We start from the raw sequence: 22,972 nt of genomic DNA on the forward strand, positions 1-22,972 counted from the left end.
CCATTAAAAAAAGCGGGCGCCGCCGGGGGCCTGGAGAGGCTTCCGGCAGGCTTGGAAAATTAAGGGATTTGGCGGACGGGGGGTGACATGGGAAGCGGGGACAAGGCGGGACGGGGTTGGTTCAATTTAGCTTGCTGTGGCGAGCAGGCTTGCCCTGCGTTGGGCTGCGAAGCGGCCCTAATCCGGCCACCTCGTTTTACCTGAAAGAACACAGCGGTCTTGATGGGGCCGCTTCGCGCCCCAACGCAGGGCAAGCCTGCTCGCCACAGCAAGCCTGCTCACCACAACAGCCCCATTCACCACAGCAAGCCTGCTCACTACAGGTTCAGGCAAGTTTCAGGTGACGGGCATACCACGGTCGTCTCGGCACCCGCTTGAACAGCCCCTGCAGCCTGTTCTCGTCTTCACCGAAAGTGATGCGCAACGCCAGCTTCATGGTCTCCGGATCCATCTCCATCGAACGCCCCATCTGCAACCCCGGCGTGGTGCTGCAGCCATGGGTATCCGGGCCCAGCCAGGGGTCGCCGACTTCCACCCAGCGGCCCGGCGCGAACCAGGCTACACCGTTGACTTCCATGCGGCGGACTTCCCCTGGATTGAAACGCTCATGGGCGCGAAACCAGTCTTCGATGCGGTCGTCGATCCAGCCGTGGAAGTGCCAGAACACCGGGTTGACGTGGGAGGAAAACGGATCGCCGAGGAAATCGTTTTCCGCCGCGTACCAGCGCGCAGCAAAGTCGGAGGGGTCACGGGCCATGGGCACCGGCGCACCGTTGGACGGGTCGCGGGGCACCGAGGCCCAGCGCATGTGCAGCCAGTCGTGCAGGCCCAGCTCCATTTCGGAACCGAGCTGCCCCAGGGTGAATCTGGCCAGGTAGCGTGGGTCGCGGTACTGCGACTCCCACACCTGGAAGTTGCTGTGGTAGGTCTCAGCACTCTTGATGTCGCTGACCCACTGGGTGTAGTCGCTGTCGTCCGGCGCCGACCAGGTCGGCGGCAGCGCAAAGCCGTCGTGGTTGTCGAAATAGCGCAGAAAGCCCAGGCGATCACGCTCCAGGGCCGGTTGCGGCTCGGGGAATTGCGGCCATGAGGGCAGGTCCTGCATGGAGCGCGCGGTGCCGAGCATGTGGCGGTGCATGAAGAAGAAATCGATGCCCGAGCCGTTGCGGTCCTTGCGCTTGCCCCGGGCGTCGCGTTCCTGGCCCCGTGGCCCGGGTTGCCAGCCGATGCCGCGCAGGGCGTCGCGCTTTTCTTCGGAGAGTTTGTGCCACTGGTCACGGGTAGCGTGCCACAGTTGGTGGAACAGACGGTGTTCGGGGGAAATCAGCCAGGCCAGCAGGGTCGGGTTGAGGCCGATGCGTTGCCGCGCCTCGGGGAACCACTGTTTGCGGGCGATGAAGCGGTTATCGCGCTCGACCAGCGCCAATGGCCGAGCAAGGTCAAGGATCTGCCCGCTGAGCGTGCTGCTGCCGGCATTGGCAAAATCCGCCCAGACTTCGTCAAGGGTCATCTTGAATTCATAGGCGGGGGCGCCGTCAATCGAGTCGCGGTCGATCAGGCGCCAGTAGAGCACGGCGCTCTCGCCTGTCAGCAGATCACCCAGCACGCGGTAACGCGGCTCGCCCTCGGCGCGCAGGTTGCCAGCGGTGTCCAGGTACCCTCGCAAGCCACGTCCACGCGGGGCGATGTCGAGCAGCAGCTCCAGACCTTCCAACGGCAGGCCCTTGAGGCCGGCGTCGCGGCCTTCCAGGCGCAGGCTCCACACCCCACGCAGCATGTTCGCCAGGTGCTGGCCGGCGGTGTCGGCCAGGTCCACCGTGGCTTCGCCGGGAGTGATGGGCAATTCTTCTTCGCGCGTCAACTCGCGATGGGCATAGAAGGCGGCCGGCACAGCGGCGCCGGTCAGCGCCAGGCCTGCGATGAACCCACGTCGAGAGATGGTCATTGTCTACCTTAGGAAACGGCTTTATCAGAGCTAGAACGTTTGCACGCCGGGGAAATTTACCGGCGCGCCCTGCCCGCCTAAATTTCCCCGCCCATCACTCGTTCCTCCCTGATAGCGAAGGCCTCAACTGACTGAGATGGCAATGACAAAACCACGTTCGAAAAAGGCGCTGTATATCGGCTTGCCGTTGGCACTGGCCATCGGTGCCGGGGCCGGTTTCCTGGTCTGGGATCACTGGTTCAAGGGCAGTGCCGGTTACCCGCTGGAGGTGATCAAGCAGGCCAATGAAATGCAGGACCGGCTGTTGTCGTTCGACAGCCATATCACCGTGCCCATCGATTTCGGCACCGCCGGCAACGAGGCGGACAAGGACGGCAGCGGCCAGTTCGACCTGGCCAAGGCGGCACGCGGGCGCCTGTCCGGTGCGGCACTGACGATTTTCGGCTGGCCGGAAATCTGGAACGGCCCCAATGCCCCGCACAAGCCCACCGATGGTTTTGTCGAAGCAGCCCGCAACGAGCAGGAAGTGCGCTACAAGATCATCAGCGGCATGGTGCGCGACTACCCCAACCAGGTCGCCATCGCCTACACCCCGGATGATTTCCGGCGCCTGCATGGCGAAGGCAAGTTCGCGATCTTCATCAGCATGCTCAACGCCTACCCGCTGGGCAACGACCTGAACCTGCTGGACCTGTGGGCGGCGCGCGGCATGCGCATGTTCGGCTTCAGCTATGTGGGCAACAACGCCTGGTCGGACTCGTCGCGCCCGCTGCCGTTTTTCAATGACTCCACCGACGCCCTCGACGGTTTGTCGGACATCGGCAAGCAAGCGGTGCACCGCCTCAATGACCTGGGAGTGATCATCGACGTGTCGCAGATGTCGACCAAGGCCCTGGAGCAGGTCGCGCAATTGAGCCGCACGCCGATGGTGGCGTCCCACTCGGCGCCGCGCGCGTCGGTGGACATCCCGCGCAACCTAAGTGACAAAGAGCTGCAACTGATCAAGCAAAGTGGCGGCGTGGTGCAGATCGTGGGCTTCTCCGCCTACCTGCGCCCGTTGAGCCAGCCGACCCAGGACAAGCTCAACGCCCTGCGTGCGCGCTTCGACCTGCCGCCCCTGCCCAACCTGGCCGTGGCCTTGATGCCGGGCGACGCGATCATCGCCGCGTGGCCGGAACACAAGTTCGGCGAATACGCCAGCGCGCTGTACGGCATCCTCGATGAAGAACCCAAGGCCACCCTCAAGGACCTGGGCGATGCCATCGACTACACCGTGCGCAAGATCGGCATCGACCATGTCGGCCTCGCCTCCGACTTCAACGACGGCGGCGGCGTGCAGGGCTGGAACAACGTCGGTGAAATCCGCAACGTCACCGCCGAACTGATCCAGCGCGGTTACTCCGAAGCCGATATCGCCAAGCTGTGGGGAGGCAACTTCCTGCGGGTGTGGGACCAGGTACAAAAAGCCGCCAAGCCGTTGGCCAACCGTTAATCATCCAGAAGCCAGTCCATGACCGACCGCCGTACGTTCCTCAAGCAGGCCGGGGTGTTTGCCGCCAGCCTGCCACTGGGCGCCGCCCTGCTGCCCCAGGCCATCGCCGCCCCTGCATCGAATGACCCATGGACGGGTTTCAAGCAACTGTTCAACCAGGACCCGGACTACCTGCACTTTTCCAACTTCCTGGTGGCCACGCACCCCAAGCCGGTACGCGAAGCCATCCAGCGCTATCGCGCACAGATCGACCGCAACCCAGGCCTGGCCATGGACTGGGGCCTACAGGAAACCTGGAAGCGTGAAGGCCAGGTACGCGAGTGGGCCGGCCGCTACCTGAAGGCCACGCCGGCGCAGATCGCCCTCACCGGCAGCACCTCCGAGGGGCTGGCGATGATTTATGGCGGAATCAAGGTACGACCCGACCAGGAGATCCTCACTACCGTCCACGAACACTACGCCACCGAGTTCAGCCTGGACTTCCGGGTGCGCAAGGAGCAGACCCGGGTCCGCAAGATTCGCTTGTTTGAAAACGCCAATCGCGTGTCCGTCGACGAGGTGCTGGGCAATATCCAGCGCAATATCCGCCCCAACACCCGCGTGCTCGGCATGACCTGGGTGCAGTCCGGCAGCGGCGTGAAACTGCCCATCAGCGAGATCGGCAAGCTGGTGGAAGAACACAACCGCAACCGAGACGACAGGGACCGCATGCTCTATGTGGTGGACGGTGTGCACGGTTTCGGCGTGGAAAACCTCGACTTCCCGGACATGCACTGCGACTTTTTCATCGCCGGCACCCACAAGTGGATGTTCGGCCCGCGAGGCACCGGACTGGTGTGCGCCCGCGACCCGCAAAACCAGTACGTAACCCCGATGGTGCCGACCTTCTCCGAAGACCAGGACTTCGCCACCACCATGACCCCGGGCGGCTTTCACGCCTTCGAGCATCGCTGGGCGGCGGATGAGGCCTTCAAGCTGCATCTGCAACTGGGCAAGGCGCAGGTGCAGGCGCGCATCCACGCCCTGAATACCGAACTGAAAGACCACCTGCTGGCGCATCCGCAGATCGAACTGGTCACCCCACGCAGTCCCGAGCTGTCGGCCGGCTTCACCTTCTTCCGGGTCAAGGGCCAGGACAGCGATGCCGTGGCCGACTACATGATGAAAAACCGCGTGGTGATCGACGCGGTGGACCGTGATGTCGGCCCGGTGATCCGCACCTCTCCCGGCCTGCTCAATTCCTCCGATGAGATCCAGCGTTTCATGACGCTGCTGGGCCAACGGGTGTAACGCACAGTTTTTCCACTTTGAATGAGAGGACCCCATGAACAAACCCCTCACGGCACTGGCACTCACCGCCCTGTGCGGCGCCTTGCTGCCCAACCTGGCCCACGCCGCCACACCGCAACCTGGCAAAGTGTTCAAAGACTGCAAGGACTGCCCGGAGATGGTGGTGCTGCCCGCCGGCACCTTCACCATGGGCACCCCCGAGGATGAAGTCGGCCGCGAGCCGGATGAAGGCCCGATGCACGAGGTGACCTTCGCCAAGCCGTTCGCCATGAGCCGCTTCCACATCACCGCCGGCGAGTGGGACAGCTATATCCGCCAGACCGGCGTGAAGATCGCCGACGGCGATACCCGCCCCGGCCGCGAATGCATCGCCAGCAAGCCGCGCTACCCCCAGGGCCCGCGCCAGCCGGCAGTGTGCATGGACATGGACGATATCAAGCAGTACGTGGCCTGGCTGTCGAAGAAAACCGGCCAGCAGTACCACATGGTCAGCGAAGCCCAACGTGAATACGCCGCGCGCGCCGGCTCCACCGGGCCGTTCCCCTTCCCGTTCGATGAGGGCAAGGGCTACAGCATCGCCAAGCACGCCAACACCTATGGCCCGGCCGATGGCTACAGCTATTCGTCGCCGGTGGGCAGCTACCCGCCGAATGCCTTCGGCATGTACGACATGCATGGCAACGTCTACGAGCGCGTGGCCGACTGCGAACACCCCAACTATATCGGCGCGCCCACCGACGGCAGTGCGTGGATGGAGCCGAACTGCGAGGGCTACATGATTCGCGGCAATGACTGGGGCGAGGCGCCGGTGTTTTCGCGCTCGGGCAACCGCAACAACATCTACCCGCAGACGCGGGGGGATTGGATTGGGTTTCGCGTGGTGCGCGACCTCTAACCGCACTGGAAATCCATTTGTGGGAGGGGGCTTGCACCCCGATGGCGGTGTATCAGTCACTACCGCCATCGGGGGCAAGCCCCCTCCCACATTTTTAACCGTGCCTGCTTTAGGTTGCCTTCTGCGCCAACAACGCCAACCCTTCATGCAACGCCGGGAACAGGCTGTTGTTGAAGTTGTTCCAGCGCAACTCAAGGATGGTGTCGTCCGGCGCGATCTCGGTCTTGAGCACGTCGTGGAACACTTCACCCGAATCTATGCCGTTGTCCACGTAGTGGAACGAGGCACCGGTGAGGTACAGCGGCTCGGATGGCGTGGTGGCCTTGGTCGCCCAATCCGTGACCGTCAGCCCCCGTGCGCCGTACAGCGCGTTCCAGGTGGCATAGGCGCCACGGCGCTCGTACGGCGATTCGATGCGGGTAATGCCGGGATGGATGTTCATGATGCGGCCGGCAAACGGCGCGCCAGGGCGCACCAGTTCATCCAGGATCACCAGCAGGCCGTCGAGCACCACGATGTCCGCCTTCAATTCCACCAGCGTGTCGTGCAGGCGGCGCTCGAAGTCCTGCTTGCCGGCAATGTGTTCTGCGCTGCCCCGTGGCAAGCGCCGGTAGGTGGACGGCACACTCAGCAGCAGGTCATTGACCAGCCGCCCCTGCACGCGCAGGTCGGCCGGGTACAGCCATTGGCGGCCCGGCTGGTAGGCAAAGCCGTAGTCGCGGACGAGTTGCTGGTCACGCGGATTCTGCTCGTCATCGTCGTACACCACGCCCACCAGGTTGTAGGCCTCGCCCAGCGGCGTGTCGTTCAGCGCCCCTGCCAGGGATTCCAGCACCGACATCATGTAGCGTTCGTGGTCCTTGTAGGCCACTGGCTGCCCGGCCTTGTCGGCGGCGGCATTGCGCAGTGACCACACGTACACCAGATTCCTTTTCGTCATTGTTTCGCTCTCGCTGGATAGATCAGGCACGCGCCAAAACGCGTGCGGCTACTCCACAAGAACGAACCAGGCCCCGCCTAATTTATCCATCCGCGCGCCACCGCCGGGCGCGCCGCGCTAAATAGTCGCGCCAATCTTTCGTTTGTCATGGGTAAGGGTCTGTGTGCCCAGCCCCCTCTTGTTCACTTTCCGGGAAGTATTTATGACCGACCCCAAGCGCGGCGCCTTCAAAGGTTTGCTCGCATTGCTCAGGCCTTTTCGCACCATCGTGACCGTCTCCGTCGCCCTGGGCATGGCCGGCGGCCTGGCCATCACGTTGTTGCTGGCGACGATCAATAATGCCCTGCACTCGCCACAAGGCATGACCCAGGGCGTGATCCTGACTTTTGCAGCCTTGTGCGTGCTGGCGCTGGTCAGCTCGATCATTTCCGACATCGGCACCAACTACGTCGGCCAACGGATCATTGCAGCCCTGCGCAAAGAGCTGGGTGAAAAGGTGCTGTCGGCGCCCATCGGGCAAATCGAGCGCTACCGCTCCCACCGACTGATCCCGGTGCTTACCCACGATGTCGACACCATCAGCGACTTCTCCTTCGCGTTCACGCCCTTGGCCATTGCCGCCACGGTGACGCTGGGCTGCCTGGGCTACCTGGCGTACCTGTCGGTGCCGATGTTCCTGATGATGGTCGTCGCCATCGTGATTGGCAGCGCCGTGCAGTTCATCGCCGGCGGCAAAGGTATCCAAGGCTTCGACCTCGCACGCAGCCATGAAGACGAATTGCAGCGTTATTACAACGCCATCGCGTCCGGCGCCAAGGAACTGCGCATGCATCGGCCACGGCGCTTTCGCATGAACACCCACCGTATCCAGGAAACGGCGGACCGCATCAGCGATATTCAGGTGCGTTCGGTCAACATCTACATCCTCGCCAAGACCTTCGGCTCAATGCTGTTCTTCGTGGTCATCGGCTTGGCCCTGGCGATGCAGGCCTATAACCCGAACCCGGACCCGACCGTGATTACCGGCTTCGTGCTGGTGCTGTTGTACATGAAAGGCCCGCTGGAACACCTGCTGGGTTACCTGCCCGTGGTGGGCAAGGCGAAGATTGCCTTCGGGCGTATCAGCGAGTTGTCGGAGCGCTTCTCCTCTCCTGAACCGCACCTGCTGATGGATGACAGCGAGGCGCCGACACCGATCGTCAACAGCCTTGAGCTGCGAAACGTAAGCTACAGCCCTCCGACCGTGGAAGGCAGCGAGCCGTTTCACCTGGGGCTGATCAACCTGAGCATTGCCCAAGGCGACATCGTATTTATCGTCGGCGAAAACGGCAGTGGCAAGACCACGCTGATCAAATTGCTGCTGGGGCTCTACCCGCCGCAGTCCGGCGAAATCCTGCTCAACGGCGAGGCCGTGACCGACCCCGAGCGCGATGACTATCGCCAATTGTTCACCACGGTATTCGCCGACTACTACCTGTTCGACGACCTGGTCCAGGGCAGCGCCACCCAGTCACTGGACAGCGCCACTAAATACCTGGAACGCCTGGAGATCGCGCACAAGGTCAGCGTCAAGGACGGTGTGTTCAGCACCACCGACCTGTCCACCGGCCAGCGCAAGCGCCTGGCACTGGTCAACGCCTGGCTGGAAGAACGCCCGGTGCTGGTGTTCGACGAATGGGCCGCCGACCAGGACCCGGCCTTCCGCCGGATTTTCTATACCGAGCTGCTGCCGGACCTCAAGCGCCTGGGCAAAACCATCATCGTGATCAGCCATGACGACCGCTATTTCCACATCGCCGATCAGCTGGTACGGCTGCGCGCCGGCCAGGTAGTGCATGAAATGGAGCCTGCATGAAATTTTCTTTTCCGGTTTTCCGAGGTAGGAACGTCTCACTAGTGGTAATGAGAACTAACCTCAACAAATATCAGAATTTGCCCACTTAAAACATAGAAGAGAAACCATCCATGTCAGCACGACTCGGTCTCAGCCCACTGAGCAAAGCGCTAACCAGGGCCCTGAACATCAACCTCCTGCCGAGCGCGCTTACCCTGGCGGTATCGCTGCCGGTTGCCGGCTATGTGCAGGCACAGGAGATCGAGTTGGATATTCCAGCACAGGCACTGGGGAGTGCACTGCAGGAATTCGGCCGCCAGGCCAACCTGCAGGTGCTGTACAGCCCGACCGACGTGGCGGGAAAAAACAGCACGGCGATCAAAGGTAAACTGGATCCGCAGCAGGCGATCAACACCTTGCTGGCAGGCACTTCGACCACTCACAGCCTCAGTGGCAACGCGCTGACCGTTACCGCCGCCGGCGCGTCCGCCGGGCTGGAGTTGAGTCCGACCCAAGTGACCGGCAACGTGCTGGGCAACATCACCGAGGGCTCCGGCTCCTACACGCCGGGCACCATTGCCACGGCCACGCGGCTGACCCTGACCCCGCGGGAAACCCCGCAGTCGATCACGGTGATTACCCGCCAACATATCGAGGACTTCGGCCTCAACAACGTCGATGACGTGATGCGCCACACGCCTGGCATCACTGTATCGGCCTATGACACCGACCGTACCAACTATTACTCGCGTGGGTTCTCGGTCAACAGTTTCCAGTACGACGGTATTCCGTCCACCGTGCGCAACGTCGGCTACTCGGCCGGGAATACCCTCAGCGACATGGCGATCTATGACCGCGTCGAAGTGCTCAAGGGTGCCACCGGCCTGCTCAACGGCGCCGGCTCCCTGGGCGCGACCATCAACTTGATCCGCAAGAAGCCGACGTCGGAGTTCAAGGGCCATGTGCAACTGGGCGCCGGCTCCTGGGACAACTATCGCAGCGAAGTGGATGTGAGCGGCCCGTTGACCGACAGCGGTAATGTCCGGGGCCGTGCAGTGGCGGCGTACCAGGACAAAAAATCCTTCATGGACCACTACTCGCGCAAGACCGAAACCTACTACGGCATTACCGAGTTCGACCTGTCCCCCGACACCATGTTGACCGTCGGCTTCGACTATCAGGACAATATTCCGAAAGGCTCCAGCTGGTCCGGTTCGTTCCCGTTGGTCAACTCCAACGGCAGCATCAACAAGATGCCACGCTCCTACAACAACGGCGCCACCTGGAGCTCCTGGGAACAGAACACCCGCACCGCCTTTGCCATGCTTGAGCATGATATGGGTGACGGCTGGGTCACCAAATTCCAGCTCGACCACAAGATCAACAGCTACCATGCCGACCTCGGTTCGATCCAGTTTGTCCAGCCGGCAGCCGATGGCACCGCCGAGGTCAACGGTCAGAAATACACCGGCGAAACCAAAAGCACCTCCGCCGACCTCTACGCCACCGGGCCTTTCAGCCTGTTTGGCCGCGAACATGAACTGGTGGTGGGCGGCTCGATCGGCACGTCGCGCTGGCAAGGCAAGGGGTACTGGTTGCCGGAATGGCCAGGCGGCAACAAAGTCGATTTCTATAACTGGAATGGCCACATTGCCAAGCCGATCTACGGCCCTGTCCAGCAATACATCGACGATACCATCCGCCAGACCGGCTACTACGTGACCACACGCTTGAACGTGATGGATGACCTGCACGTGATCCTCGGTGGGCGCGTCGCCAACTACCACGTCACCGGTATCAACCCTTCCTACAAGGAAACCGGCCGGTTCGTGCCGTATGCCGGCGTGATCTACGACCTGAACGACAATCTCTCGGTGTACACCAGCTACACCGATATCTTCCAACCCCAGGAAAGCACGTACAAAGACCGCAACCAGACGTTGCTGGAACCAGACGAAGGCCAAAACTACGAGCTGGGCCTGAAGGGCGAGTTTCTCGACGGTCGCTTGAACACCAGCATTGCCTACTTCGAAGTGCATGAAGACAACCGTGCCATCCCGGACGATGCCTATAACAACCAGACTCCTTCCCCGCAAAACTATGCGTTCAAGAGCTCCAAGGCCGTCACCAAGGGTTACGAAGCAGAAATCTCAGGTGAGCTGGCGCCCGGCTGGCAAGTACAGGGCGGTTACACCCACAAGATCGTGCGGGACGCAGACGACAAGAAGATCTCCACCTTCGAACCTGAGCACCAGGTCAACCTGAACACCACTTACAAACTCAAGGGCGACCTCGACAAGTTCACCATCGGTGGCGGCCTGCGCTGGCAGAGCAAGGGTTGGAATGAAATCTACAACTCGCCGCTCAACACCAACCAGGACATCACCCAGGAGTCCTATTGGCTGGTGGACTTGATGACCCGCTACCAGGTCACCAAGAACCTCTCGGCGACTGTCAATTTCAACAACATCTTCGACAAGTCCTACTACACCAACGTGGGCTTCTATAACTCGGCCGCTTATGGCGAGCCGCGCAACGTGATGTTCAGCACCCGCTGGGACTTCTGATGTGATGCCTTGATCGCCCTGGCGGCGATCAACCAAAAGCCCGATGGAAGCGCTGCTTTCATCGGGCTTTTTTGTGCCCCGCCCTCCCCTGTGGCGAGTCCCCTGTGGCGAGAGAGCTTGCCCCCTCGACACAGGTTCAGTGTTCATCACTTGAGGTGTTATTCCATGGCGGCCACCAGGCTACGAATGAACTCGGCACTGTCGATGATCCCGTCGTGATCAGTCTCGATCACCACTGAACGTTCGATCCGCCCCTGAACAAGGGTGCTTGCCATGTGCTGCTCGATCAGCTCCTTGAACTGCCCGGCGCGGCTCATGGACGCCCACCAGCAACTGACCGGGGCCTTGATCGGCTTGAAGTCCGCCGCCGACAGACGCTCACTGAGCGCGCGGTCGACCTCCCAGGAAATCTGCGCCTCATTGCCACGCAGCAACTCGTTCTTGATACCGGTAAAGGTGTCGCCCAGGGTCTGCTCGGCCCAGGCGATAAACCCTTGCCATTGCCCAGCTTCGTCTTGGGCATCGCGCTGACATTGCTGCCAGGCCGCCTGAATCCGCTCGGCAAACGCCGGGAACATCACGCCCAACAACGCCGCACGCCGCTCGTTCGCCGAGACTTCACGGTCATCCTCGGTGACGACCGCCTGCCAATAGGGCGTGAGCCACTGCGGCGGCGCGGAGTCGATCCAGCCGACAAACTCGACGTCGCGTCCCGCTTGCTCCAGCACGTAGGCGACTTCCATCGCCAGGTTGCCACCCAACGACCAGCCTGCCAGGCGGAAGGAGCCCTGGGGCTGGGCCAACAGGAGTTGCTCGGCGTAATCCTCGACCATGGCTTGCCATTCGGGCACCACTGCACCGTCTTCGGCCAATGCACGGCAAATCACCCCGAACACCGGACGCAGCTCCCGGAGCGCGAGGGCAATCGCGGTGTAGCAATGCACCGAACCGAAGCTTGGGTGGAACATGAACAACGGTGTGCCTTCGGTCTGGCTGTTGAGCTTGACGATCAACGAGCTGCGCGCGTCGCCCTTCAGGCAGTTGACCTGGCTGCGTACCGTCGGGTTAAGCATCAACTGGCTGACGGACAAGCCGACACCGATGACTTTACGGATACGCTCCTTGAGCATCAGCACCAGCAAGGAGTGACCGCCCAACTCGAAGAAGTTGTCGTTCAGCCCTACGCGCTCGACACCGAGGACATCACGCCAGATCGCCGCGACTTGCTGCTCGACGGCGCTTTGCGGGGCCTGATAAGCGTCCGCGCCTTGCGCCTCCGGTTTAGGCAACGCCTTGCGATCCAGCTTGCCATTGGGGCTCAGCGGCATCTGTGTCAACACCACCCACTGCGCCGGTACCATGTAGTCCGGCAACTGCGCCGCCAGGTGCATCGCCACCTGTGCTTTCCAATCCTCGCTCGGCGCCTGCAGCACCAGGTAGCCCACCAGATGCGTGCCGTCCACGGCGAGCACCGCCGCTTCACGCACACACGCGTGCTCCAGCAGGCGGGCCTCGATTTCACCCAATTCGATGCGCAAGCCACGCAGCTTGACCTGGTGATCGATGCGCCCGGCGTACTCGATCACCCCATCGTCGCGATAACGCGCCAGGTCCCCGGTGCGATACAAACGGGTGCCACTGCCGAACGGATCGGTCACAAAGCGTTCGGCGGTCAGCGCCGGCCGACGGTGATAACCGCGCGCCAGGCCGACGCCGCCGAGATAGAGTTCACCCAACACGCCAACGGGTGCCGGTTCCAAGTTGCCGTCCAACACGTAGCAGCCCAGGTTGGCGATCGGCCGACCAATCGGCACGGCGTCACCCCCTTCGTCGACGCAGGTCCAGTGCGTCACGTCGATTGCCGCTTCGGTCGGCCCATACAGGTTGTACAACCCGGCACGCGGCAGTTTGGCGAACACCTGTTGCTGAGCATCCACCGGCAGCGCTTCACCGCTGCACACAATGCGCTGCAGGCTGTGACAGGCGCCGACGCCGGCATCCTGCAAGAAGGCCTGGAGCATGGATGGCACAAAGTGCAACGTAGTGACTTGCTCGGCGTTGATCAGGCTCACCAGCCTGGCCGGGTCACGATGGTCGCCCGGCGCGGCCACCACCAGGCGCGCACCGGTCATCAGCGGCCAGAAGAACTCCCACACCGACACGTCGAAACTGAACGGCGTCTTCTGCAAGACCGTATCACTGCCGTCCAGGCCATACGCCTGCTGCATCCAGCACAGCCGGTTGGTCAGCGCCGAATGGCGGTTACCCGCACCTTTGGGTTGGCCGGTGGAGCCCGAGGTGTAGATCACATAGGCAAGGTTTTCGCCATCGACGGCGACCTGCGGATTCCGCTCGGCGTAGGCCTGCAACCCCTCATCGCCCTGCTCCAGCACCAGGCTGTGCAAGCCCGCTGGAATCGGCAGTTGCTCCAGCAAATGCGCCTGGGTCAACAACAGCTTCACGTCGCTGTCTTGCAGCATGTAGGCCAATCGATCGCGGGGGTATTCCGGGTCCAGCGGCACATAAGCGCCACCTGCCTTGAGTACCGCCAGCAGGCCAACGACCATTTCAATCGAACGCTCAACCGCCAGCCCCACGAGGACATCCGGCCCCACGCCGGCCGCCATCAGGCGATGCGCCAGGCGGTTTGCCCGGCGGTTAAGCGCGGCGTAACTCAATACCTGCCCGGCAAATACCAGCGCCGGTGCGTCCGGCGTGCGCACCACCTGGGCTTCGATCAACTGATGCACCGGAAGGTGCAGCGGGTAGTCCGTGGCCGTGTCATTCCAGGCATGCAGGACCGTTTCGCGCTCGGAACGGGCCAGCGAAGGCAACGTTGCCAGACGCTGGGCGCCATCCACTGCCAATGCCTGCAACACCTGCTGGAAGTGCTCGGCCAACCGTTCGATATGCGCCGCGGTGAATGCCTGGCGGTCGTAATTGAACTCCAGGCCCAAGGTGTCACCGATGCCCAGCAAGACCGTCAACGGATAGTGGGTTTGCTCCAGGCTGTGGACGGCGCCAAACGTGAGCCCCGAAGGTGCGCCCTGCTCCAGCGCTTCGGACACCGGGTAGTTCTCAAACACCAGAATGCTGTCGAACAGCGCCTCGCCACCCAGCCCGGCCCAACGCTGGATCTCGAACAGCGGCGTATGCTCCTGCTCACGCAAGCGCACGTTTTGCGCCTGGATCTGCTGCAGCCACTGGCTGACCGTCATCTGTGCATCCGGCGTGGCCACGACGGGCAAGGTGTTGATGAACAGACCGACCTGTTGTTCGATACCGCGCAATTGCGCCGGACGGCCTGCCACGGTGGCGCCGAACGCCACGGTGGACTGCCCGGTGTGATGCTGCAACAGCAGCAGCCAGGCGCTTTGCACCAGCGTATTGAGGGTGACTTTATTGCGCTGGGCGAAGGCCTTGAGCTGAGCGGTCTGGCTGGCGTCGAGGTTCAGACGATGCTCGCCGTTGACGGCCAGCGCCTCGCTGTGCGCAGCCTGTAGGCCACGGGCCAGGCGGGTTGGTTCTTGCAGGTTGAGCAGTTGCTCTTTCCAGAATGCCTCGCTGACCGACTTGTCCTGCGCCTGCAGCCAGGCAATGTAATCGCGGTAACGCCCGATGGGCGCACGTAGCGGTTCACCGGCGTAATGCTGCAACACCTCGCCAAACAACTGCGAACCACTCCAGCCGTCCAGCAATATGTGGTGGTTGGTGTAGATCAAGTGATAACGGGACGCCCCCGTACGGACTACCGTCAGGCTCAGCAACGGCGCCTGCTCCAGCACAAACCCCTGGGCCCGCGCCGACTCGGCCAGGCTATCGAGTGCCACACTGCTGTCAGGACGACCTTGCCAGTCCAGCTCGGCGAACGGCATTTGCATCTGCTTGTAGACCACCTGCAACGGCTGCTCAAGCTCGGTCTGCCAGAGAAAACCGCTGCGCAGGATCTCATGGCTGTCGAGCGCCGCCTGCCAGGCCTGGCGGAAGCGCGGTACATCCAGGCCCTCGACATCAATGCGCATCTGGTTGATGTAGTCGCCCGAGCCTTCGCCGTACAACGATTGGAACAACATGCCTTGCTGCATCGGCGACAGCGGGTAAACGTCTTCGATATCAGCCACCGTCACCGGCAAGCTGTCCAGTTGCGCCTGGGACAAGCGCGCCAACGGGAAGTCCGAGGGCGTGACACCCCGGTTGACACCACAGTGCTCGATCAACGCCTTGAGTTCCGTCGCGTAGTCATCCGCCAGGCGTTGTACGGTCGCTTCATCGAACATCTGCTGGCTGAAGCTCCAGTTCAACTTCAATTCACCGGCGTAGACCTGGCCGTTGATTTCCAACCAGTTACCCAGCGGTGCCTCGGCACTCTGTTCGGAACCACTGCCATCACCGGAGGGGACGAACAAGCCTTCTTGTTCGCCGCCGTCAAAACTGCCATCGAATTGCCCCAGGTAGTTGAAGGTGATGCGTGGGCGCGGCAGTTCACTCAGGGCCTGTTGAGCGTCGGCATTCCCCAGGTAACGCAGAGCACCAAAGCCCAGGCCCTTGTCGGGAATCGCGCGCAGCTGCTCCTTGATCTGCTTGAGGGAGCCGCCCAACGAATCGGTCGGCACCAGCTTCACCGGGTAGAGGCTGGTGAACCAGCCGACGGTACGGGTCAAGTCGATCTCGTCGAACAGGTCTTCACGGCCATGGCCTTCCAGGCGGATCAACATCGACGCGTCACCGGTCCAGCGCACAACGACGCGAGCCAGTGCAGTCAGCAACAGGTCATTGATCTGGGTGCGGTAAGCACTGGGGGCGTCCTGCAACAGACGCCGCGTGAAGGCCTGATCCAGATGGGTGGTCACGCTCAGCGCATGCCGGTTGCTCAAGCTGGCGTTTGGATCGGCCCCCGGCAGTCCGGTAGGGCTGCCTTGCAACTGCGTCTGCCACCAGGCCAGTTCCTGCGCCAGTGCGGCGCTGCGTGCATAGGTTTGCAGACGCTCGGCCCAGGCACGGGTCGCACTGGTCTTGGCGGGCAACACGACCGTGGCACCTTGGGCAAGCAGGCGGTAAGCCGTTTGCAGGTCTTCCAGCAGGATGCGCCAGGACACACCGTCCACCACCAAGTGATGAATCACCAGCAGCAGGCGCTGGGAGCCGTCGGCGAGGTCGACGAGCACTGCTCGCAGCAGCGGCCCTTCGCTCAGGTCGAGGCTGCGCTGGGCTTCCTCACCCAGGGCCTCTAACTCTTCGACTGCATTCAAGGTGGTCTGCCACAGGACCTGCTCGGCCTGATGCTGCTGCGGCCCGCGATACGCCGCGCTCCAGCCTGCCGCGCCCTGGACGAAACCGATGCGCAGGGCGTCGTGATGCACGATCAACGCCTGCAGCGCCGCCACCAGCAGCGGCGCCTGCAACGCCTGGTGTGGCTGTAGCACCACCGACTGGTTCCAGTGGTGACGCTGGGGAATGTCATCGGCAAAAAACGCCTGCTGGACGGGCAGCAACAACAACTCGCCGGTCAATGCAGACTGATCCATCACCACCGCGCCCTCGCCTTCCCGGGCCACGGCCGCCAGGCTCTGGACCGTCTGGTGCTGGAACAGATCCTTGGGCGTGAAGCGCACACCGGCCTGGCGGGCACGGCTGACCACCTGGATCGAGATGATCGAGTCACCGCCCAACTCGAAGAAGTTATCGTGCAAACCGACACGTGGCAGACGCAGCACGTCGGACCAGATCGCCGCGATCTTCTGCTCCAGCTCACTCTGTGGCGCCACGTACACCTGCTGCATCTGGCTGACATCCGGGCGCGGCAGGCCCTTGCGGTCGAGCTTGCCGTTCGGCGTCAGCGGCATGCGCTCAAGGAACATCAGGTGCGTGGGTACCATATAGTCCGGCAAACGGGTTTTCAGGGCGCGGCGCAAGGCTTCGCGGCAGGTCGACTGCGCCACTGCGTCGTCGACGAGCAAGGGGTCCAGCGGCACCACATAGGCGACCAGTTGCTTGCCACTCGGCCCTTCCTGGGCCACCACCACGGTTTCGCCGACACTGTCCTGCTCGCGCAGGCGCGCTTCGATCTCGCCCAGCTCGATACGGAAGCCACGGATTTTCACCTGATGGTCGACACGGCCGAGGTAATCCACCACGCCATCCGGGCGGCCACGGGTCAGGTCGCCGCTGCGATACACCCGGCTGCCGGGCTTGCCGAACGGGTCCGGTACGAAGCGTTCGGCGGTCAGGGCCGGACGCTCCAGGTAACCCCGGGCCACGCCCTCGCCGCCCAGGTACAACTCACCGGCCACACCGATGGGTTGCAGGTTGAGTTGCGCATCCAGCACGTAGCCGCTGCGGTTGCCCAACAGTGTGCCGATCGGCGCGTAGACGGCACCACAGGGATCGTCCTTGCGCGCTTTCCACAGCAACGGCGTGACCACGGTTTCGGTCGGGCCGTAGCCGTTGAACAGATAAGTCGGCTTGAGCGCGCGCCACGCCAGGTCATAGCTGGCCTGGGCCACGGCATCGCCACCGAAGCAGTACACCCGCACCTTCGGCGGGTTGCCGTCACGCTCGGCATGCTCGGCCAACTGTTGCAGATACACCGGCGGGAACACCGCCATGGTCACGTTGTGACGGTGCATTTGTTGGTAGGTGTACTCCGGCAGCCACAGGCTGTCATCGCGGATCAACACGCTCGCGCCGTTGATCAGCGGGTGCATCCAGCCTTCGTGGGACCCGTCGAAGGCGAACGACATGAAGTGCAGTTCGCAATCGGCGGGCGAGGTTTCATAACGCTCGCCGGTGGCGATGATATGGGCCACCAGTGGACCGTGAGATACCGCCACTCCCTTGGGCAGCCCCGTGGAACCGGATGTATAGATCACATAGGCGAGGTTGTCGCCGTCCAGTTTCACCTGCGGCGCCGTGTCGCTGAAGCCTGCCCACTCCTCGGTACGATCAATCGCCAGGCAATCAAGGCCGTCGGGGATCGGCAGTTGCTGCAAGGCACTGCTGTGGGTCAGCAGCAACCGGGCACGGCTGTCCTGCATCATGTACAGCAGGCGATCACGCGGGTATTCGATGTCCAGCGGCACGTAGACGCCACCGGCTTTCATCACCGCGAGGAACGCCACCATGATCTCGGCGCTGCGCGGCATCGCAATCGCGACGCGCACTTCGGGGCCGACACCACGGGCGATCAACGCATGGGCCAGGCGGTTGGCCTGGCGGTCCAGCTCGCCGTAAGTCAGCTGTTGCTCGCCAAATTTCACCGCCACCGCCTCGGGGGTTTCCCCGGCGCGGTCGGCCACCAACTCGTGCACCAGGCGCTTGGCCGAGAAGCCGGCGTCGCTCTGGTTCCACAGTTGAAGAATCTGTTGCCGTTCGGCGTTGTCCAGCAGGTTTAATTGGCTGATATTCTGCCGTGGGTCGGCAACCATACCTTGCAACAGGTTCTGCCAGTGTCGCGCCATGCGTTGCACGGTACTCGCCTCAAACAGGTCCTGGGCATAGCCGAGCGTGGCCCAGATACCTTCGGTGGATTCCTGGATATCCAGGTCCAGGTCGAAATGCGCCGTCTTGCTTTCCCATTCCAGCCCTTCTACCGAAAGATTCGTCAGTTGCTGCTGAACCTGAGCCTGGCCCACGTCGGTCTGGTGGTTGAACATCACTTGGAACAACGGGTTGTGGCTCAGGCTGCGCTCGGGTTGCAGCGCTTCCACCAGTTGTTCGAAGGGCAGGTCCTGGTGAGCCTGGGCGTCCAGCGCCCGTTGCCGGGTCTGTTGCAACAGTTGCACGACGCTCATCTGCCCGTGGAGATCGGCCTTGAGCACCTGGGTGTTGACGAAGAAGCCGATCAAACGCTCGGTCTCGCTGCGATTGCGGTTGGCGATCGGCACACCGACACGGATCTCTTCCTGGCCGCTGTAGCGATGCAGCAAGGTCTGGAACGAGGCCAATAGCAGCATGAACAAGGTCACGTCCTGCTGCTTGGCCAGGGCCTTGAGGCCTTGGGTCAACGCGCCGGGCAGTTCGAATGCCAGGCGCGCGCCACGATGGCTTTGCACAGCAGGACGCGGGTGGTCGAACGGCAACGCCAACACGCTCTGCTCACCGCCGAGCATGTCGCGCCAATACGCCAGTTGACGGGCCTTCTCGCCCGCCTCCATCCAGTTGCGCTGCCATACGGCGTAGTCGACGTACTGAATCGGCAGCGCCGGCCATTGCAACACCTGTCCCTGGCTGTAGGCCGCATACAGTTGCACCAGCTCTTCAACCATCAGCTGCATCGACCAGCCATCGGACACGATGTGATGCTGCACCAATACCAATACATGTTCATCAGCGGCGATGCGCAGCAACGAAACCCGCAGCAAAGGCCCTTGTTCCAGATTGAAGGGTTGGGCTATTTCGGCCTCGACCCGCGCCTTGAGCTGCGCTTCCTGCACCTCGGCGTGCGCTATCGGCAACGACACCTGCGGTGAAATGATTTGAACCGTGCGGTCGCGCTCCTGGCGCAAATGGGTGCGCAGGCTTTCATGCCGGGCCAGCAAGGTATCGAAACTGCGTTGCAGTGCAACCAGATCAAGCTGCCCTTTCAAACGCAAGGCGCTGGGGATGTGGTACGCGGCGCTTTGCGGCTCCAGTTGCCATAAAAACCATTGGCGCTCCTGGGCGTAGGACAGCGGCAACGGCTGGTCCCGCCCTACCGGCAACAGCGCGGGCGCGTTCGGCGCGCCTGGGGCCTGGGTGGTCAGTGCGGCGACAAACCCCTCCAGGCGCGGCTGTTCGAATAGCAATTTGAGCGGCACTTCGAGCTTCAATGCCTGACGAATGCGCGAGACCACTTGCATGGCCATCAGCGAATGCCCGCCCAGTTCGAAGAAGTGGTGGGTCAGGCCCACACGCTCGACGCCAAGAATATCGGCCCAGATCGCCGCAACCTGCTGTTGCAGTGGCGTAACCGGTGCCTGCCAGGTCTGTTGCACCGCGCTGCCATCGGGTTTGGGCAGCGCCTGGCGGTCAAGCTTGCCGTTGGGGTTCAACGGCATGCGGTCGAGAAAGATCAGGTGCGCAGGCACCATGTAATCGGGCAGTTGCTCACTCAAGGTGGCTTTGAGCGTTTCGCCCGCTGCCGCATGCTCGGCGGCGGACAACGGCTGGGCTGGCACAAGGTAAGCCACCAACTGGTTGTCGGCCGCCAGCAGGAAGGCTTCGCGCACCGCCTCCTGGGCCAACAGCAGCGCTTCGATCTCACCCAACTCGATTCGGAAACCGCGGATTTTGACCTGATGATCGACGCGACCGACGTATTCGATCACCCCGTCGGCGCGATAACGCGCCAGGTCACCGGTGCGGTAAAGACGCTCACCCAGGGTGCTGAACGGGTCGGCGACAAAACGTTCGGCGGTCAGGCTCGGGCGTTGCAGGTAATCACGGGCCAAGCCACTGGCACTGGCAATGTACAGCTCACCCACGGCGCCAACCGGCAACAGGTTAAGGTCACGGTCCAACACATACAGGCCGCGCCCCGGCAACGCGCGGCCAATCGGGCTGGCAGTGGCGCCAATCACGGCGTTGTCGTCGCTGCAATCGAGCACGCTGGATACCACCGTGGCCTCGGTCGGCCCATACGTATTGAGCAGCCGTACATGCCCCAGCCCCGCGCGCTGCCACAACACCGGGCCATCCAGCGGCATCGCTTCGCCGCCGATATGCACCTGCCGCAATGCGCCATAGGGCCGTGGCCCCGCTGCCAGACAATCCTGCAGGAACAGTTTCCAATAGGCGGTGGGCAAGTCGGCCAGGGTGATGCCTTGGTCGATAATCTGCCTGTACAGGTCAGCGCCGTCCCACAACTGCGGCCCGCGCAACACGACCGTCGCGCCCAGGGTCAGGGCCGGGTACAGCTGCTCGACAAAACCATCGAAGTTCAGGGTCGCGAACTGCAGTACGCGGTCGTCCGCGACCAGGCGCGAATACTCGGCCGCGATACCGGCGAATTCGCTCAATGCCGCATGGTTGATGGCAACGCCTTTTGGCTTGCCGGTGGAGCCGGAGGTGTAGATGACATACGCCAGGCTGCGGGGCTCGAACGCGGTAGGCGGGTTGTGCTCGGCACATTGCGTCAACTGCGCGTCGGCCAGGTCGATGGCCAGCGCCGTCAGATCGGGCGGCAATGGCAAGCGGTCGCGCAAGTGGGATTGGGTCAAGACCAGTCGCACACCACTGTCATCGAGCATATGCACCAGGCGTTCACGCGGGTATTCAGGGTCAAGCGGCACGTAGGCGCCACCCGCCTTGAGCACCGCCAACAGGCTGACCACCATGGCAAAAGAGCGCTCGACCGCGATCCCCACCAGCACTTCCGGGCCTACGCCTTGGGCGATCAGGTAGTGCGCCAGGCGATTGGCCTGGCGGTTCAGTTCACCGTAGCTGAGCGTTTGCTTATCCAAGGCCAGTGCCTGGCGCGCCGGATGTTCGCGGGCCTGCGCCTCAAACAACTGGTGCACGGCGTGCGACGCCGCGACGGTGACGGGGGCATTCCAGTCCTTGAGCATCCGCTGTTGTTCGGGTGCATCGAGCATCGACAGCGTGCAAAGACGGCTGCGTGGTGCACTCACTGCCGCCTGGAGCAGGTTCTGCCAATGCTGCGCCAAGCGTTCGATGGTTGCGCTTTTGAACAGGTCGGTGGCGTAGGTCAGCGCCGCCCAGAGGCCCTCGCCGGACTCATGGGTGTCCAGGCTCAGGTCGAAATGCGTGGTCCGGCTCTCCCAATTCAGCTCCGCCACCCGCAGGCCAGGCAATGGCTGGTCATCGCGCCCGCCCTGGGCGTCGGTCTGGTGGTTGAACATCACTTGGAACAGCGGGTTATGGCTCAGACTGCGTTCAGGTTGCAGCGCCACCACCAATTGTTCAAACGGCAAGTCCTGGTGCGCCTGGGCTTCCAGGGCGCGGCGCTTGGCCTGTTGCAGCAGTTCGGCGAAGCTCATCTGCCCGTCGAGGTCGGCCTTGAGTACTTGGGTGTTGACGAAAAAGCCGATCAGCCGCTCGGTTTCCACGCGGTTGCGGTTGGCATTCGGCACGCCGATGCGGATGTCCGACTGGCCGCTGTAGCGAAACAGCAGGGTCTGGAACGAGGCCAGCAACAGCATGAACGGGGTCACGCCCTCTTGCTGGGCCAGGCGCTTGATACCAGCCACCAGGTCCGCCGGCAGATGCACCTGCAAGCTGGCGCCGCGATGGCTTTGCTGCGCCGGGCGCGAATAGTCGAGGGGCAACTCCAGCACCGGTTGCTCACCGCCCAACAGGTCCTGCCAGTAGGCCAATTGACGAGCCTTCTCCCCGGCTTCCATCCAGCTGCGCTGCCACAGCGCGTAGTCGGCATAGTGGATCGGCAAGCCCGGCAATTGCACCTCCTGGCCTTGGCTGTGCGCGGCGTAGAACTGCACCAGTTCCTCGACCATGACCTGCATCGACCAGCCATCGGAAATGATGTGGTGCTGCACCATCACCAGCACATGCTCGTCTTCGGCCAGTTGCAGCAAGGTCACGCGCAACAACGGCCCCGCCTGCAAATCGAAAGGCCGGGCTATCTCGGCTTCGATGCGCGCGATCAGTTGGTGTTCGTCGGCAACGTCCTGGTGTATCTCGATGCGCGCCTCGGGGGCTACGTTTTGCAGCAGGCGCTCGCCGTCCTGTACCAGGCGTGTGCGCAGGCTTTCATGGCGGGCCAGCAGGCTGTCGAACGCGCGTTGCAGGGCCGCCAGGTCCAGTCGGCCCTGCAGACGCAGTGCGCCGGGAATATGATAAGTAGCGCTGTCCGGGTCCAGTTGCCAGAGAAACCACTGGCGCTCCTGGGCGTAGGACAACGGCAGCCTCTGGCCGTCCTCGCGGATCGAGGCAATCGGCAGCTGGGCGAAGCTCATGCCCCGGCTTTGCAGGCGCTGGTAAAACTGCTGGCGCTGTTCCAGAGGCAGGCGAAGAAAGCGCGAAACCAGATCGATATTAGGGTTGGAAAGCATG

Annotated in this window: 8 protein-coding genes; 5 read left to right on the plus strand and 3 right to left on the minus strand. The window is 62.7% G+C overall.

Going from position 1 to position 22,972, the window contains the following annotated elements; all coding sequences use genetic code 11:
- Positions 1 to 325: 325 nt before the first annotated feature.
- Positions 326 to 1,945 carry a pyoverdine maturation tyrosinase PvdP gene (locus BM026_RS12305; protein ID WP_093528699.1) on the minus strand — a complete coding sequence of 540 codons (1,620 nt, stop codon included), beginning with the start codon at positions 1,943 to 1,945 and terminating at the stop codon, positions 326 to 328.
- 142 nt (positions 1,946 to 2,087) lie between these two features.
- On the opposite strand from BM026_RS12305, the gene pvdM reads away from it, so the two are divergent.
- Genes pvdM through BM026_RS12320 form a run of 3 tightly spaced genes read left to right on the plus strand, consistent with a single transcriptional unit; the run spans position 2,088 to position 5,622 of the window.
- Positions 2,088 to 3,437: a pyoverdine-tailoring dipeptidase-like protein PvdM gene (pvdM, locus tag BM026_RS12310; RefSeq protein WP_093528702.1), complete on the plus strand. Its 1,350-nt coding sequence runs from the start codon at positions 2,088 to 2,090 to the stop codon at positions 3,435 to 3,437.
- Positions 3,438 to 3,455: 18 nt separating this feature from the next.
- Positions 3,456 to 4,727: a pyoverdine-tailoring periplasmic protein PvdN gene (locus BM026_RS12315; protein WP_093528705.1), complete on the plus strand. Its 1,272-nt coding sequence runs from the start codon at positions 3,456 to 3,458 to the stop codon at positions 4,725 to 4,727.
- A gap of 34 nt (positions 4,728 to 4,761) precedes the next feature.
- Positions 4,762 to 5,622 (plus strand): dihydropyoverdine dehydrogenase, encoded by an 861-nt coding sequence (locus BM026_RS12320; RefSeq protein ID WP_093528708.1) that lies wholly within the window; start codon positions 4,762 to 4,764, stop codon positions 5,620 to 5,622.
- Between the two features lie 109 nt (positions 5,623 to 5,731).
- Here the strand turns inward: BM026_RS12320 and BM026_RS12325 are convergent, their stop codons facing one another.
- Entirely contained in the window at positions 5,732 to 6,562 is an 831-nt protein-coding gene (locus tag BM026_RS12325) for a formyl transferase (RefSeq protein WP_058427531.1), read from the minus strand.
- Positions 6,563 to 6,764: 202 nt separating this feature from the next.
- Here BM026_RS12325 and BM026_RS12330 point away from each other — a divergent pair, with 202 nt between their 5' ends.
- Together BM026_RS12330 and BM026_RS12335 are read left to right on the plus strand one after the other, a co-directional pair.
- Positions 6,765 to 8,417, plus strand: a complete 1,653-nt coding sequence (locus tag BM026_RS12330; protein ID WP_093528711.1) for a cyclic peptide export ABC transporter — start codon at positions 6,765 to 6,767, stop codon at positions 8,415 to 8,417.
- A gap of 110 nt (positions 8,418 to 8,527) precedes the next feature.
- Positions 8,528 to 10,963, plus strand: coding sequence for a TonB-dependent siderophore receptor (locus BM026_RS12335; RefSeq protein WP_093528714.1), 2,436 nt, complete (start codon positions 8,528 to 8,530; stop codon positions 10,961 to 10,963).
- Between the two features lie 158 nt (positions 10,964 to 11,121).
- Here BM026_RS12335 and BM026_RS12340 read toward each other — a convergent pair whose 3' ends face one another.
- Positions 11,122 to 22,971, minus strand: coding sequence for a non-ribosomal peptide synthetase (locus tag BM026_RS12340; protein ID WP_093528717.1), 11,850 nt, complete (start codon positions 22,969 to 22,971; stop codon positions 11,122 to 11,124).
- Between the last annotated feature and the right edge of the window lies 1 nt (position 22,972).

Origin of the sequence: Pseudomonas sp. NFPP24 (genome assembly GCF_900112095.1) — a bacterium.
Taxonomy (GTDB): domain Bacteria; phylum Pseudomonadota; class Gammaproteobacteria; order Pseudomonadales; family Pseudomonadaceae; genus Aquipseudomonas; species Aquipseudomonas extremorientalis.